At 36.1% G+C, this 14,681-nt stretch carries 14 protein-coding genes; 8 read left to right on the top strand and 6 right to left on the bottom strand.

From position 1 onward, the window contains the following. Positions 1–84: 84 nt before the first annotated feature. From MKY08_RS15635 to MKY08_RS15605, 7 genes are all read left to right on the top strand, one after another. Positions 85–285 (top strand): hypothetical protein, encoded by a 201-nt coding sequence (locus tag MKY08_RS15635; protein WP_080653336.1) that lies wholly within the window; start codon positions 85–87, stop codon positions 283–285. A 208-nt stretch (positions 286–493) separates the two neighbouring features. Continuing rightward, positions 494–1,672 (top strand): beta-ketoacyl synthase N-terminal-like domain-containing protein, encoded by a 1,179-nt coding sequence (locus MKY08_RS15630; RefSeq protein WP_069508654.1) that lies wholly within the window; start codon positions 494–496, stop codon positions 1,670–1,672. A gap of 12 nt (positions 1,673–1,684) precedes the next feature. Continuing rightward, complete coding sequence (locus tag MKY08_RS15625; RefSeq protein ID WP_069508652.1) at positions 1,685–4,075, top strand: EAL domain-containing protein; 2,391 nt, start codon at positions 1,685–1,687, stop codon at positions 4,073–4,075. Positions 4,076–4,230: 155 nt separating this feature from the next. Further along, positions 4,231–5,436 carry a hypothetical protein gene (locus MKY08_RS15620; protein ID WP_069508650.1) on the top strand — a complete coding sequence of 402 codons (1,206 nt, stop codon included), beginning with the start codon at positions 4,231–4,233 and terminating at the stop codon, positions 5,434–5,436. Positions 5,437–5,902: 466 nt separating this feature from the next. Beyond that, on the top strand, positions 5,903–6,280 hold the full coding sequence (locus MKY08_RS15615; protein ID WP_069508648.1) for an SET domain-containing protein: 378 nt from the start codon (positions 5,903–5,905) through the stop codon (positions 6,278–6,280). A 568-nt stretch (positions 6,281–6,848) separates the two neighbouring features. Next, positions 6,849–7,052: a cold-shock protein gene (locus MKY08_RS15610; RefSeq protein WP_024363221.1), complete on the top strand. Its 204-nt coding sequence runs from the start codon at positions 6,849–6,851 to the stop codon at positions 7,050–7,052. A 380-nt stretch (positions 7,053–7,432) separates the two neighbouring features. Then, positions 7,433–7,846 carry a YugN family protein gene (locus MKY08_RS15605; protein ID WP_069508646.1) on the top strand — a complete coding sequence of 138 codons (414 nt, stop codon included), beginning with the start codon at positions 7,433–7,435 and terminating at the stop codon, positions 7,844–7,846. A 125-nt stretch (positions 7,847–7,971) separates the two neighbouring features. Here the strand turns inward: MKY08_RS15605 and MKY08_RS15600 are convergent, their stop codons facing one another. Then, positions 7,972–8,385 (bottom strand): NUDIX hydrolase, encoded by a 414-nt coding sequence (locus MKY08_RS15600; RefSeq protein WP_069508644.1) that lies wholly within the window; start codon positions 8,383–8,385, stop codon positions 7,972–7,974. Positions 8,386–8,627: 242 nt separating this feature from the next. On the opposite strand from MKY08_RS15600, the gene MKY08_RS15595 reads away from it, so the two are divergent. Continuing rightward, a complete protein-coding gene (locus tag MKY08_RS15595) occupies positions 8,628–9,050 on the top strand; it encodes a universal stress protein (protein ID WP_069508642.1) in 423 nt (140 codons plus the stop codon). 143 nt (positions 9,051–9,193) lie between these two features. On the opposite strand, the gene qoxD is transcribed toward MKY08_RS15595, so the two are convergent. The 5 genes from qoxD to MKY08_RS15570 form a co-directional block, all read right to left on the bottom strand. After that, positions 9,194–9,475 (bottom strand): cytochrome aa3 quinol oxidase subunit IV, encoded by a 282-nt coding sequence (qoxD, locus tag MKY08_RS15590; protein WP_069508640.1) that lies wholly within the window; start codon positions 9,473–9,475, stop codon positions 9,194–9,196. Beyond that, a complete protein-coding gene (qoxC, locus tag MKY08_RS15585; RefSeq protein ID WP_069508638.1) occupies positions 9,475–10,074 on the bottom strand; it encodes a cytochrome aa3 quinol oxidase subunit III in 600 nt (199 codons plus the stop codon). The genes qoxD and qoxC overlap by 1 nt, the downstream gene beginning before the upstream one ends. Before the next feature lies 1 nt (position 10,075). Next, positions 10,076–12,019, bottom strand: coding sequence for a cytochrome aa3 quinol oxidase subunit I (gene qoxB / locus MKY08_RS15580; RefSeq protein ID WP_069508637.1), 1,944 nt, complete (start codon positions 12,017–12,019; stop codon positions 10,076–10,078). 27 nt (positions 12,020–12,046) lie between these two features. Then, complete coding sequence (gene qoxA / locus MKY08_RS15575) at positions 12,047–12,985, bottom strand: cytochrome aa3 quinol oxidase subunit II (protein ID WP_069508635.1); 939 nt, start codon at positions 12,983–12,985, stop codon at positions 12,047–12,049. A 767-nt stretch (positions 12,986–13,752) separates the two neighbouring features. Beyond that, positions 13,753–14,595, bottom strand: coding sequence for a DUF2785 domain-containing protein (locus MKY08_RS15570; protein ID WP_069508633.1), 843 nt, complete (start codon positions 14,593–14,595; stop codon positions 13,753–13,755). Between the last annotated feature and the right edge of the window lie 86 nt (positions 14,596–14,681).

Below are 14,681 nucleotides of genomic sequence, written 5' to 3'. Positions count from 1 at the left end.
TCTAGTGTCAGTTGTAAATCAACGTAACGAATAATTCGCATAGTAATTGGAAAGTACTTTAAGAAAAAGTCGGAGTTGATCGTTGTGATATTTAATCAAGATAAAGAAATTTACTGCTATAGCTGTCGTAAAAAGACGGTCTTTACATGTAAAGATCGACACAATAAAAGCGGAGTAGAAAGTCATTGCAGTGAATGTAGTGGCATTTGGTTTGAATGGCAAAATCGAGCCGTTGAGCGAGAAATGGAAAAGTGGGTTGAATATAACCACAAAATCGTCAATTAATACTAGTACTTCCACAAATAATGTTATTCTTCCTTGTAAAATATTAGATGAAAAGAAAAACCTTGCTTAAAATATTACGAGATTTTGCTTAAATGTGATACAAAATATCCATTTCAATCACCTATTTAGAACTTAAGGCTTGCCAATATGGCTATGTCTGATTTAGTTGTATATAATAAAATAAAGTTAATTCGTGAAGGTGATAGTATTGGACGACATAGTCATAACAGGGTATGGCATTAAAGCTCCTGGAATTTTAGATAAACATAGTTTTTTAAATGTATTAGAAAAAGGTATTTGTACACAGCGTGTTTTAAACAATGCGCATCAGCCTCAAGCCAATATCGTTGCGGGCGTAATTGATCAGAACTTTCAGGAGATTAATGGCGTAAATTATCGCCGACATCCACGTTCTGTAAGAATGGCAATTGCCGCGACATTGGATGCAATCGAAATGGCAAATTTAAAAGATGTTCAACCACATCGAATTGCTGTCATTATGGGGACATCCGCTGGAGCGATTTTGGAAATTGAAAAATATGCCGCGGATGGTTTTGATTTAAGAAAATTCCCGATTCATGGAGTTGCACTTGTTGATACCCATACGCTTTCGAGCTCTGTTGCAGAAGCTATCGGATCGTGTGGTTCGGCATTTACCGTCACAACTGGTTGCAGTGCTAGTTTAGATGCTATTTTAATAGGGAAACAATTATTACAGTCTGGAAGTGTCGATGCTTGCATTGTAGGAGGAACAGAGGCTCCTTTAGGCCAATGGACAATTAATGGCTTTAAAAAATTGAGGTCTCTTTCAACGGAGAGCTCAATCGAAAAAGCGGGTGTTCCCTTTTCAACGCTGCATCAAGGCTTTGTTTTATCCGAAGGAGCTGGCGTTATGATTTTAGAACGTAAACAAACCGCAAATGCACGAGGACAGAGCATTTACGGGAAGGTTGAACGGGTTATTTCAAGAAATGAAGGGCAGAAACTATTAAATTCTGATAGTACTGGTAGACATATGTTAGAGGTTTTTCAAGAGACGGTTGGGGATACACGACCAAGTTATATAAATAGTCAGGCATTAGGCATAGCATTGAATGATCAAATTGAACGATTTATTTTAAAAGAAACATTTGGATCAAATGTGCCCATTACTTCTATTAAAGGAATGATCGGTCACACGTTTGGCGCAATGGGGGCAATGCAAATCATATCCGCTTTGTTGTCAATGGAATATGGGTTTATCCCGCCAACGATTAAAACATTAGGGCATGGATTTGAAGATATACCGATTGTTTATGAAACGAGGCATCAAGCGGTAGAGTCTGTATGTATTACTACTCATGGAAGTAGCGGGAATAATGCTTGTTTATTACTGACACATACTTAGGAGGCTCTTTATATGTTTTTTATTTTTTTACTTTTGTTATCTTGTATTCCCATTTGTGTTGGAATTACGATTTTAGTGTTATTCAAAAAAAATAAACTATCCAAAATTATTTTTCTATTTCTTCTTTTGGCGTCTTTTTGGCACATAGATGTTTCATTTTTATATGCTGTTCAAATGTTTAGCCAAGAGACCATTATGTTCTTTTTCAAGCTTTTTCGATTTGGGTCAATTATGTTAACACCAACCATTTTTTATGTTGGATATACGATTGTTCAAGAAATGCTCCCATCGGAGTATCAAAAAAAGTGGGGGTCTATTGTTAATCGGACTACTGTGTTCATCTCTTATGCGTTTGCTTTATTTGTTTACATAATAGGATGGAGCTCTAAAAGTATTCGTGGATTAGAACTTATTCAAATGGATACAAGTGTTTTTTACTTTCCTGTTGATGGAGAGTTATCATGGATTTTTAATTTTAATGTATTTCTATTTATCGTCACAATTATTATTTGTTTGTTGATTAGTTTAGATGTACAACATAAAAGTGAACGTTCTTTTTTATTTTATTTTACTATTTTCACGTCCATCGGCTTTGCTATTGGTTATTTAAATATGTTTCCAACTTCCAGATTGTACCCAAGCTCGATTGCTATTTTAGTCTTTGCGATTTCTATCTTGATTCTTTCGAGTAGAATGCACCTTGAAATCGTCAAAAATATGAATAAAAAGCTATACGAGCAAAAGCAGTTTTTATTCAGGGTCATTGATTTAAATCCGAATTATATTTATGCGCAAGATGAAAGTGGTCGTTATACGTTAATGAACAAATCTTATGCACAGTTAATGGGCATGAGCTTTCAAGATATGATTGGGAAAACGGACGGAGATTTACTAGCTGACTTCACTGATGGAGAAGATTGCAACAATCCAGACAATATGTTTAAGTTGCCAGAAAAGTATTTTATAAAAGAAGAAGCTATTACATCTGCTTCCGGGGAAGTTGTATGGGTACAAACGGTCAAAGTTCCGATTCATATCAATGATAGTGCTACATTACTGGCAGTTTCCACTGATATTACGGAACGCAAGCGCTATGAAGATGAAATCAAGTTTCAAGCTAATCATGATGCATTAACAGGGTTACCAAATAGAAGGATGTTCAATGAAGATTTAATAGCGCTTTTAGAACAAGCAAAACTTGAAGGAAGTCAAAATGCCATATTATTCTTTGATCTCGATCGTTTTAAATATATTAATGATTCACTTGGGCACGATGTGGGTGATCTCTTATTGATTGAAGTATCAAGGCGTATTGAAATATTGCTAAAAGAAAAACATAGCAAGGCAACGATCTATCGACTCGGTGGAGATGAATTTACCATTTTACTGCCTTATTATGATGCTTGTGAAAGTGAGAGATTTGCTAAAGATTTGTTATGTCAATTTAATACAGCGTTTTGGATTGATGGAAGTGAGTATTTCATTACACCGAGTATTGGTATTAGCACTTTCCCTAATGATGGGTATGATGCGAATACATTGATTAAGCATGCAGATACAGCCATGTACTACGTAAAAGAACGAGGGAAAAATAACTATCAATTATTTACTTCAGAAATGCAACAACACTTCTACCGCAAGATGATGATTGAAAAGCAATTACGAACGGCATTAGATAATGAGGAGTTTGAGCTTTATTACCAGCCTATTATTGATGTGAAAACGAATGAAATTATTGCTATGGAATCACTCATTAGATGGAATAATGAGGTGCTTGGTCAAGTTACCCCAGATGAATTTATTTCAGTTATGGAAGAAACAGGGATGATTATTCCGATAGGTAAATGGATATTGACGACAGCCATTGCACAAACTGCCCGCTGGCACAATGAAACAAATAAGCCTTTAAAAATAAGTATTAATGTATCGGTGAAGCAGCTACTTGAATCAACATTTGTAGAAAGTGTAAAGCAAGCAATAGAGGATACATCATTCGATGCATCCTATGTTGTGTTGGAGATTACGGAGAGTATTGCGATGTACGCTGAGTCAATGATTGAAAAATTATATGCATTGAAAAAACTAGGAATCAGTCTATCAATGGATGATTTCGGCACAGGCTATTCATCGCTTAGCTATTTAAATAAATATCCATTGGATTCCTTAAAAATTGATAAATCATTTGTTATTGGGATGAACCAAGATGATGAAAACAAAGCGCTTGTCAAAACCATTATAGCGATAGCCAAGCAGCTCGATTTGAAAGTAATAGCGGAAGGAGTAGAAGGGGAGGAAGAATACGAATTCTTAGCCGAAATTGGCTGTGACTATGCGCAAGGTTATTTGTTTAGCCGACCACTGCCTGTCGCAGCATTTAAAGCGCAATGGCTTACCATTAACTGATGTACGCCCTATTCATTAACGGTTAAAATTTGTTAGCTAGGCTTTCTCTTTTGAGGAAGCCTTTGCTGTAACAATTACTATAATTGTATGGCGACTATACGGTTGAACAAAACAATGGAGATAGACAAATAGATTAAAAGGAGCGAATGGTGTTTATGAAAAAATGGATAGTATTCTTTACGCTAATAATATGCTTAAGCTTTCAATCAAATACAGAAGCAAAGGTTATTTGGGATGGTGCGGAAATTACAAAAGGGCAAACAGGTAAATTAACCTTTTCAAAAGATGTGAAAATATATAAAAAAAATGCTGATGGCACGTTCACCTCACTCGTTGTCAAGAAAGGGGAATTTTATCGTGTGTACGGCCACGAGTATTCAACTGTTGGCAAAGTATACAAGATGAGTGGCGGCTATCGTGTACAAGCAACCAATTTAGTGATTTACAAGGATGTTCCGTTAGCTATTCAACAACAAGTAGCAGGTGAAAAGTTTACGGTTGGCACACCTATATTTGCAAGCTCAGCAAAAGGCGTTTCTATTAAAGAAGCCCCGAATAGTTCAGCAAAAACTATTATGCATACGCCATATGGAACTGTCTTTAAAGTAGTCGAGCTAAGTGGAGATTATGTAAAAGTAGAATACAATCCAAGAACGGATTCGACAATTGATTATGTATGGGGATATATACCGCAAGACTATGTTTCCAATTTACCTGAAGGAACTATTCAATATGTAAAAGAAAATGTTGATGTATCCGTTCGTCCTGGCTGGCAAAGTCAATCATTAAAGACGGGCACATCTGTTGCAGTCTATTTCACAACAGCAGATGGTCGTGCCTACGTGTCTTCAAATAAAATATATGGATACCTCCCTGCAAGTGCTTTATCTAAAACGCCAATCATGGACAAGGAGCTACTAAGTTTAGCTGAACCGTCGAACATTTTATTTGATGCAACGAAAAAGATTTCCTTATCACAAACAGCCCCAGATTACTATTTAGCCGAGTTTTCACCGACTGCTAGTAATCGCTGGCAAGGCTATATGCAACTAGTAAATGATGATGAAATTAGTGGAGGCAAACAACTAGCAGGAGTTCTTAGCTATGCACTTGTAAATAATAAGCTAACTTATCATTTAGCAAGTGAATTACACGATCATAAAATAACGATTCAGTTCCCGCTAAAAGTAAATGATACAATTTATATCAATGGAAATGAGCAAAAAGTGACCAAAATATATGAGCACTTATCTTTAAATATAACAGGTGGTTATGAAACATTTAACAATGTAGTAATCGCAGGAGATTATATTATTGCTAAAGGATTAGTGAAGGGTCGTTACGATTATTGGGTTCAATAAGTCTAAGCTAGACCTTGTTAAAGCGCTGATAACTATGCTTTGGGACAGTAAGGAGCGATTAATAAAATGATATATCGATTTTTATTGATAATGGCGACATTCATCTTTATACTCAATTTATTTGTTCTTCCTACATTTTTTGCCATTGAGTCAGATAATACAGGTACTTTTATTGGCTTAATAATCATAGTGGTTATACTTAATCATCTATTAAAAAACAATGCTAAAAATTGATTTTACAAAATATATTTCGTGTAGCGCATTTGAATGGCGATGTGCTACACGATTTTTTTGAAATAAAATTAGATAACCAGATGCATTAGATTACCTAATCTTTTTGTCTTTTAAAAGACCGTAAATGGATTTAAATTGAAAAAAATTGCCCAAAAGATTAAAAAAATGAGCTCATGGACTAAATTAATGGTACAGTTGTAAGTATATTTTAATAGTGAGTAGGAGAACGAATATGATAGAAATTAAAACATCTCCATTAAGTGATGGAGAATTCAATAGAGGGGTATTTGCTACGTGCGATATCCAAAAAGGAGAGCTGTTGCATGAAGCACCAGTCATTTCTTATCCAAATGAACAGCATCAATATATCGAGCAAACATTGCTTGGAGATTATGCTTTTGAATATGGAATAGGTCAATCTGCAATTCTTCTTGGCTATGGGATGTTGTTTAACCATTCTTATGAACCAAATGCAACCTATGAGATTAATTTTAGAAACCAGACATTTGATTTCTTTGCTTTCAAAGACATTAAGGCTGGGGAAGAAATATGTATTAATTATAACGGTGATGTAGATAATCAAGACCAATTATGGTTTAATGAGAAATAATAAAGAGTGAACAGAAGCTAGGACAAAAGAGAAAAGGTGTTAGATTGATTGCAGTCAATCTAACACCTTTTTTGCTGCGCCATTGTTGTTCGCTACAGCGGTGCTTTCCGCTCATCACAGTAAGCCGCAACCCTCGCTAACGCGTGGAATGCCAGCGTCTTACATTGTGTGCTGTTCTGAGCAGGAGTCACCACCTCCGCTACCAACAACTAGTGAACACTTCTAATGTTTTATTTATTGCAAAAGCAAGAATAGCTAAGTTCTCCATATAGAAAAATTTACGAACATCTTTCCTCTGTTCCTTAAATTTTTTTAGTTATGTCCCAGCCTCTTTTGAAAAGATTTAAAAGAATATGAATAAAGAAATTGAAAGTTGTTTATACTAGCACTAGACAAAGGAAATTTTGTAGTATATAATAAAATTAATAAGATCGTTTGCGAAGAAACAATGAATTCACATGTTACAAAGAGTAATCGTGTTATTTGTTCGGTACTTTTTGTAATATGTGAATTTTTTTCTTTTGAGGAAATCGGATATTATTAAATACAATTAATGGAGGTCATTTAAATGACACAACAAGGTACAGTAAAATGGTTTAACGCAGAAAAAGGTTTTGGTTTCATCGAAGTTGAAGGCGGAAACGATGTATTCGCTCACTTCTCAGCTATCCAAGGTGACGGTTTCAAATCACTTGACGAAGGTCAAAAAGTGGAATTCTCTGTAGAAGAAGGCCAACGCGGACCTCAAGCTACAAACATCGTTAAACTTTAATTTTTATTAAACTGACGATAGGCATCTTCATTGATGCTTTAGACTGTAGGCAAACTCAAAGCAATTTGAGATTTGTCTACAGTCTTTTTTAATTTCCATGCTATTGAGATAACTGACAATAAGCCCATTCATTGAAGCTTTCTAACAGCATGTGTACGCTCTTTTAAACATTGAATGATTCTTTCCCTTTATATGAAGAGAAAAGGTAATAGGGAGCGTAGAGAAGCGCTTAAAACGTATCTGTACTTCTGTAAATGGTTTTATGCAAACAGAGAACTTAACTTTGCTTAAATAAAGAAATAAAAAACACTATGAATAAACTTGTTTGTATTTCGTGTCTTTAGGATAGACTGCAATCAACAGCAAAGGAGGGTATCGAATTGTTACAAATTGAATCTAATATTGTCGGAAAAGAAATAAGCTTTGGTTACTTACGTGATCATATAGAAAGACATGGGTTTACAATTGGAGGAAATTGGGAGTATCACAAAGGAAGTTTTGATACGATTTTATCGAGTGAGGGTGGAGAAACCATCTATTTGCGAGTGCCTTTTATTGTAACGCAAGGTGAACTAGATTTTTATGATGCACAAATTCGTTTTCAGAACCCATTTGTTATTAAACATGTAACAAACGTCGGATTGGATTATGATGAGGGCTCTTTGCTAGATGCAACGGGAGCGAGCCAATTCCAAACACCGCTTGATAAAGATGGCTATATACATGATAAAAGTAAATGGATAGAGATTGGTGAAAAGGTAGTGGCTGATAAAGTTCTCCCTTATTTTCACTAGTAATTGTTTTACGCTAGTCACACTTTTAAAAAGTAGTGGCTTTTATTATGCCTATAAACTTAGTGACAAATCTTCTTAAAATAGTTTCTTAATTTATAGTGGTCATGTATCGTTATGCCAGCTTGTTATATTGTACCTTGGTCATAGTAGAGCGCGTGACTTTCATAAAGTTTGTCAATTCCTTCACTATAATAAGGCATTCTACCATTAGCTATATCGATAGGAACCCATTCAATGTTGTTTATTTCATCGGGCAATGCTATTTCTTCTACCCCACCTATGATGTGCGCTTCAAAAGTGAAAAATAAAGCGTGATGATTCCTGCTTGTTAATTTTGATTCATTTACTGCGAGTAATTTACCTACTTCCACAAGATAGCCTGTTTCTTCATGGACTTCACGGATTGTAGCTTCTATCAGCGTTTCATCTAGTTCTACTTTTCCACCAGGAAGTGACCAATGTCCTTCGTGATTATGAACCATTAATAGATGATGATCGGTATTTTTGATTAATGCATAGACGACTTTCACTTCTTCCATTAGCCTCTCCTTAGCTTTCTTTTTTGTTAAATACATACATAATAGCGTATTGGAACTTATTTGGAAAGGGAATATTGTGAATAGGTACTCTCTAGTCTTAGTTGAATTGAAAATATGGTAGTAGACGGTCAATATCTTTATTTTACTAGTCATCCTACAGATAGACGGGGGAATCCATTCCTTTTATGATATAATGATTGAGAAAACTTTGAATGCGTAAGAAAAGATGAGGGGGATTAATGATGGCTACGAATTATAAAAAAATCGCTGTCGCAATAGATTTTTCTGAACAGTCGTTGAAAGCGTGTGAGCGCGCGGTAAAATTGGCAAAAGAATATGGCGCAACATTACAATTAGTGAATGTGATCGATACGAAATCGTTTGGTGCTATTACTGCATATGACTTAAAGTATGCAGAGAAATTGAAAGAGGACCATCTTACTAAAATCGAAAAGTTAAGATTAGAGGCTCAAACAGCTGGCGTAACAGAGGTATTGGCTGTTGTAGAAACAGGTTCACCAAAAAGCATTCTTACGCAACTGCCTGCTGTAGACTTAATTGTATGTGGTGCAACGGGCTTAAATCAGTTAGAAAAAATGGTAATCGGTTCAGTAGCGGAGCGTATTGTCCGTTTAGCTACATGTGATGTGCTAATCGTTCGCTAATACGAATTTAATGAACGAATAACAGCCTAGAGCAAGTTCACTATTTTTTTACAATCTAAAGCTAGTTTCGATATTTTCGAGACTGGCTTTTTTGTTGTATTTTAAAAGCCGAGAAAATGAGGACATTTTCTCGGCTCTTTTTATTAGTAACCCCAGATCATTGCGAATAATGTACCAAGGATTGTTACAACAGCTACGAATACTGAATATAAAATTGTTGTATATAACGTTTTCTTATCTTCAGATTCCCCGATGTGCATGAATAATACTAATTGAACAGTTGCTTGCGCAAGTGCAGTCACTAACAGGATCGCAAATGCCATATTGTAAGACATATCAAATTTCACAACTGCTAAAGCGATAATTGTTAATAATAGTGAGAAGCCGAAGCCCATCACATGTTGTTTTGGGAATAGTTCCTTCATCAGCTAATCAGTCCTTTCAAGTAGACGAAGCTGAAGATGAAAATCCAAACTACGTCTAGGAAGTGCCAGTACAGTGAGAAGATAAACGCTTTGTTAGCCGTTTGTGGGTTTAAGCCACGTTTTGCTACTTGGATTAAAATTGCAACGCCCCAGAAGAAACCGAATGTTACGTGGGCACCGTGCGTACCAAGTAAAGTCATTAATGAAGATAAAAATGCACTTGTTGTAATTGTTGCACCTTCATGAACATAAGTGACGAACTCGTCAATCTCAATAGCTAAGAAGCCAAGACCTAAGATAAGGGTAATGATGAAGAATGTCATCATTGCTTTTTTGTTGCCAAGACGCATAGCATGAACGCCAAGACCGATTGTAAAACTACTTGCTAGAAGTAGGAATGTTTCTAGTAATACTGGTGTTAACTCGAAAATCTCAGCACCATTCGGGCCACTGCCTGTGCGATTGTGAAGCACAAAGTAAACAGCAAAGAGTGTAGCGAATAACATGATTTCGGCGCCAAGGAAAACCCAGAATCCAAAAATCTTTAAGCGGTTTTCTTCTGTACTATATTCTAATGGAAGTGAAGAATCGATTTTCATATTATTTATCACCTCTCAAACTTTTTTCAGTTTCCATAATTTCTTCAACTGAAATGTAACGACCATGATCATCTTCAAATGAACGATGAGCCATGAAGCCAAATACAACAAGCATGCTGATGATGGCTGGAATCCATAGATTAAATACTGCAAAGAATGCTGCTAGGAATAAGAAACCACTTGTCCAGAAAGGCGTACCTGTGTTGTTAGGCATGTGGATTTTCTCGATTTTACCTGCAGTAATATCGCGACCTTCTTTTTTCGCAAACCAGAACTCATCTAAACGTGTAATTGTTGGTACTACTGCAAAGTTGTATTCAGGAACTGGAGAATGAGTAGCCCATTCTAATGAACGACCATCCCACACATCTGCTTTCTCGTTACGAGGCATATGTTTCCAGCTGTAGTAAATGTTATAGCAAATTAACGCAAAGCCGACTGCAAGTCCAAGTGCACCGATGAACGATAGCAGGTTAAGTGGACCATAACCAGTAGATTCAGAGTAAGTGTACATACGACGAGCGTAACCATCTAAACCTAAAATAAATAGAGGGAAGAACGCTACGTTGAAGCTGATAGCGATAAACCAGAAACCAGCTTTCCCTAATTTCTCATTTAAACGGAAACCGAACATTTTTGGCCACCAGAAGTGGTAACCTGCAAGTACACCAAATACTGTACCTGGAATTAATACATAGTGGAAGTGGGCAACTAAGAACATCGTATTATGATATTGATAGTCGGCACTTGCCATCGCGAGCATTACACCTGTAACCCCACCGATTGTGAAAATCGGGATAAAGCCAAGTGCATAAAGCATTGGGGTAGTAAATTGAATCTTACCGTGCCTCATAGTGAGCAACCAGTTGAACATCTTAACCCCTGTTGGAACAGCAATCGCCATTGTTGTAATAGAGAATACACTGTTTACCATAACGCCGTGACCCATTGTATAGAAGTGGTGGGCCCATACTAAGAATGATAGTAATGAAATAACAACCATACTCATTACCATTGATTTGTAACCGTATAAGTTTTTACGAGCAAATGTTGCAATAACTTCAGAGAAGATACCGAAGGCAGGAAGAATAACGATGTAAACTTCAGGATGTCCCCAAACCCAGAATAGGTTGGCCCAAAGCATGTCCATACCGCCGTCTGTCATCGCAAAGAATTTTGTACCGAATTGACGGTCTAACATCATTAATGCAAGTGCTACAGTTAATACTGGGAAAGCAAATACGATAATAACGTTTGTGATTAAAATTGACCAAGTAAACATTGGCATTTTCATTAAAGTCATACCAGGAGCACGCATTTTAAAGATTGTCGTGATGAAGTTAACACCAGTCAATAACGTACCGATCCCTGATAATTGTAGTGCTAAAGAATAATAGTTGTTCCCAACAGTTGGACTAAATTCTGTACCTGCTAATGGGAAGTAGGCTGTCCAACCTGAATCTGGTGAACCACCAATAATGAATGATAGGTTCAGTAAACCACAACCTGCTGCGAATGCCCAGAAGCTGACAGCGTTTAGACGTGGGAACGCAACGTCACGAGCACCGATTTGTAATGGAATAACGATGTTCATTAAACCGATAACAAATGGCATTGCCATGAATAAAATCATGATTAAACCGTGCGTAGTGAAAATCTCATTATAGTGTTGTGCATCAAGTAGTCCGTTATCAGGAACTGCTGTTTGTGCACGCATTAAAAGTGCGTCGATACCACCGCGGAAAAGCATTAAAAGTGCAACGGCGATATACATAATACCGATTTTTTTATGATCGACTGTTGATAGCCAGTTTTTATAGAAGTAGCCCCATTTTTTAAAATACGTAAGGCCTGCTACGACAACTACTGCTCCAACTACGATACTAATAGCTGCTGCTAAAATCATCGGTTCTTGCAGTGGATGGAATAATTCTTCCATACTCATAGGATGCGCTCCTTTCAAATTTGAAAATTAGTGTGAATGTGTTTCGGCATCTGTTTTGGAATGATCCATATCTTCATGGTTCATATCTTCGTCAGACATGTCCATGTTCCCATGGTCCATACCTTCCATATCCATGTCACCATGTGCCATTGGTGCAGGGCTGAAATCTAAGTGAGTAGAAGAGTAGCTTGAACGACCTACATGTTCAGCTGCTAATAATTCTTTGAATTTTTCTTCAGTTAATGGTTTTTCGTTCGCTTTTACGTCTTTAACCCATTGATCGAAGTCTGCTTGTGTCATAGATTGTGCTTCAAATTCCATTTCCGCGAATCCGCGACCATTAAAGTTTGAGTTACGCCCCATGAATGAGCCAACTTCATCAGCTGCAAGGTGAATAGTTGTTAACATGTCACTCATCGCATATTTTTGACCAGCTAACTGTGGAATCCAGAAACTTGTAATTGGACCGAATGAATACAGTTTGAATTCAATAGGACGATCTGTTGGAATGTTTACATAGTTCACAGTTTCAATACCTTGTTCAGGATAGCTGAAGTGCCATTTCCAGTTTGAAGATGCTGCATAAATAACAAGTGGTTCTTTATTGTCATAACCTTCTGGTGTTGTTTCTACCGTACTAGTAGTTTTTACAGTAACAATTGCTAGGAATGCTACGATAATAATAGGAATAACTGTCCATGTAATTTCAAGTACATGACTACCTTCTTCATGAGGTGGCTCATAATCGGCAGAAGCTTTTGATGCACGGTATTTTGTTAGCATAAATGCAAAAAGCACATACACGACTAGTAAAATAACTGCCATTGTAATAATGGATAAAATAATTGTGTTTGATAATGTTTGAGCATTTGGTCCTTTTGGATTGAAAACAGTTAATGGTTCACAACCAGACAGGATTGCGATAGCGCCAAATGCTAGTAACATTAAGCTAAATTTTTTATTCATGTTTGACTCCTTTCTATAAAACGGCTATTCATAAATTTCATGTGTAGTAGTATTGATTCACATTTATAAATAGTGGGTATTGAGGTCACCTCTTTTATCTGATGTACCAATCAAATACGTTTGCATTAACAATGACAATGGCATGGTTCAATATGAAGCATAAAGTCTAGTAAATGATTGGTCTTTTGCAAGCGTTCACAAACATGATGATGTATGCACCATAAATTGGACAATTTTTCAATGTAGATGGTCGCACCATGTCTTTGTTTGCATATAGGATTATACGCCCGCTTCACTAGAAAAAAAAATATTTAATTATAGAACTGATAATGAATAGGGGGTGATTATGAACATTTTTTGAACAAAAAAAGCTATTTTACTATTGGTATTTTAAGGTTTTGTTAAATTAACACTGTATAAACGTTGAAAATACTGCGTTTGTCGTATTTAACTAAGTAAATAATTTTTTTGTGAAAATTATCATTTCACATTTTAGACGATGTTTTGTAATAAAGTCCATGATGCAACTATGTTTTCGGTACTTTTTTGTTGCGTTTTATCTAAAAAAGGAGTATGAGAAAAGTCGGTTTTAAGTGCTTGAAAGGATAAATTTTCTATGTAAGGGATGATTATAAAGGGGGATATTGGTACATTGTTGAAATTATGTTAACATAATTAAACGATTTGAAAAATTAACAAATATTAGTATATTAATATTGGTTTTCGCAAAAAGAACATCCAAATGCGTTGGATGTTCTGGTTTGCATTTAAGAACCGAGCTTCAACCACTTTGCGATTTGCAAATACAGTGTGTTTTGAAGTTTTGGTGCTAGGTTATTCATTTTTAAAGCGAAATACAAAGTTTTCATTGCGTTCAATGTGCAAGTACGCCCACTAAAAAAGCTTTGATTGTAACCTTGTGTTACTAAATGCATTTCGAATTTATCAAAAACTTGCTCTACCCATTCAGATAGTGCTTCCTCGGAATAATTCCTTGCTAATAATGCTTCAATAATATTTACAAGGCGCTCTTCCTCGTCGTTGATAAAAACAACATCTTTCCAAGTTACTAGTTTAAGTGCATGTAAGATAGAAGGAGCATGTTGCAAATCAAACTTCGGATGTTTAATTGTCATTGCCGCTAAATCTGCCCCGTGTGCAACACTATGTGCCCAGCCTTTACCTTCTACAAATCCTCTTGTATCATTTTCAAGTAACAAATAGCGCCCTATTTTTTTAAAGAAAGATTGTAAGCTTGTGTCATTTAAAATAAGGAGTTCACTATCTTTTGCCAAAATGCCTGCTACAAGTAAAGCTGAAAAAGAGCGAGTGAAAACACTATCCGTCATTTGTTCGCCAATGTTAGCGTATAGGAAATCTTCGCTGGTTGCTGTGTCAAATAAACCTTGTAATTGCTGAGCACTTAGGAAATTATCGCTCAATAAGTCGATAAATAGTCTATATATCAGGTGATCGCGTAGTTCGCCGTCTGTTGAACCGATATGCGCTACCATTTCCTTTAGCAACCATTCGCCCTCTTTATTAAAAAAAGCTTGCCGTTCGGAAAGTGTCATAGATGAAAATGTTTGTAATGTTTCTTTAATCTCCATGCTGAATGCCTCCAAAAATAAATCTCTCATTCATTATACATTTTTACTCAAGAAATTTGTCTGTAGTGAATTATTTAATGCTTACT

It is taken from the genome of Lysinibacillus sp. FSL M8-0337 (assembly GCF_038593855.1).
In the GTDB taxonomy this organism is placed as follows: Bacteria; Bacillota; Bacilli; order Bacillales_A; family Planococcaceae; genus Lysinibacillus; species Lysinibacillus sphaericus_D.
The sequence above is the reverse complement of the archived record's forward strand: the minus strand, read 5'-3'. Positions and strand labels throughout refer to the sequence as shown.

What these genes read in the sequence shown, in the direction of transcription:
- MKY08_RS15625 (WP_069508652.1), top strand. Translation starts at nt 1,685, where the DNA reads ATGTTTTTTATTTTTTTACTTTTGTTATCTTGTATTCCCATTTGTGTT.
- MKY08_RS15620 (WP_069508650.1), top strand. Translation starts at nt 4,231, where the DNA reads ATGAAAAAATGGATAGTATTCTTTACGCTAATAATATGCTTAAGCTTT.
- MKY08_RS15615 (WP_069508648.1), top strand. Translation starts at nt 5,903, where the DNA reads ATGATAGAAATTAAAACATCTCCATTAAGTGATGGAGAATTCAATAGA.
- MKY08_RS15610 (WP_024363221.1), top strand. Translation starts at nt 6,849, where the DNA reads ATGACACAACAAGGTACAGTAAAATGGTTTAACGCAGAAAAAGGTTTT.
- MKY08_RS15600 (WP_069508644.1), bottom strand. Translation starts at nt 8,385, where the DNA reads ATGGAAGAAGTGAAAGTCGTCTATGCATTAATCAAAAATACCGATCAT.
- MKY08_RS15595 (WP_069508642.1), top strand. Translation starts at nt 8,628, where the DNA reads ATGGCTACGAATTATAAAAAAATCGCTGTCGCAATAGATTTTTCTGAA.
- qoxD (WP_069508640.1), bottom strand. Translation starts at nt 9,475, where the DNA reads ATGAAGGAACTATTCCCAAAACAACATGTGATGGGCTTCGGCTTCTCA.
- qoxC (WP_069508638.1), bottom strand. Translation starts at nt 10,074, where the DNA reads ATGAAAATCGATTCTTCACTTCCATTAGAATATAGTACAGAAGAAAAC.
- qoxB (WP_069508637.1), bottom strand. Translation starts at nt 12,019, where the DNA reads ATGAGTATGGAAGAATTATTCCATCCACTGCAAGAACCGATGATTTTA.
- qoxA (WP_069508635.1), bottom strand. Translation starts at nt 12,985, where the DNA reads ATGAATAAAAAATTTAGCTTAATGTTACTAGCATTTGGCGCTATCGCA.
- MKY08_RS15570 (WP_069508633.1), bottom strand. Translation starts at nt 14,595, where the DNA reads ATGGAGATTAAAGAAACATTACAAACATTTTCATCTATGACACTTTCC.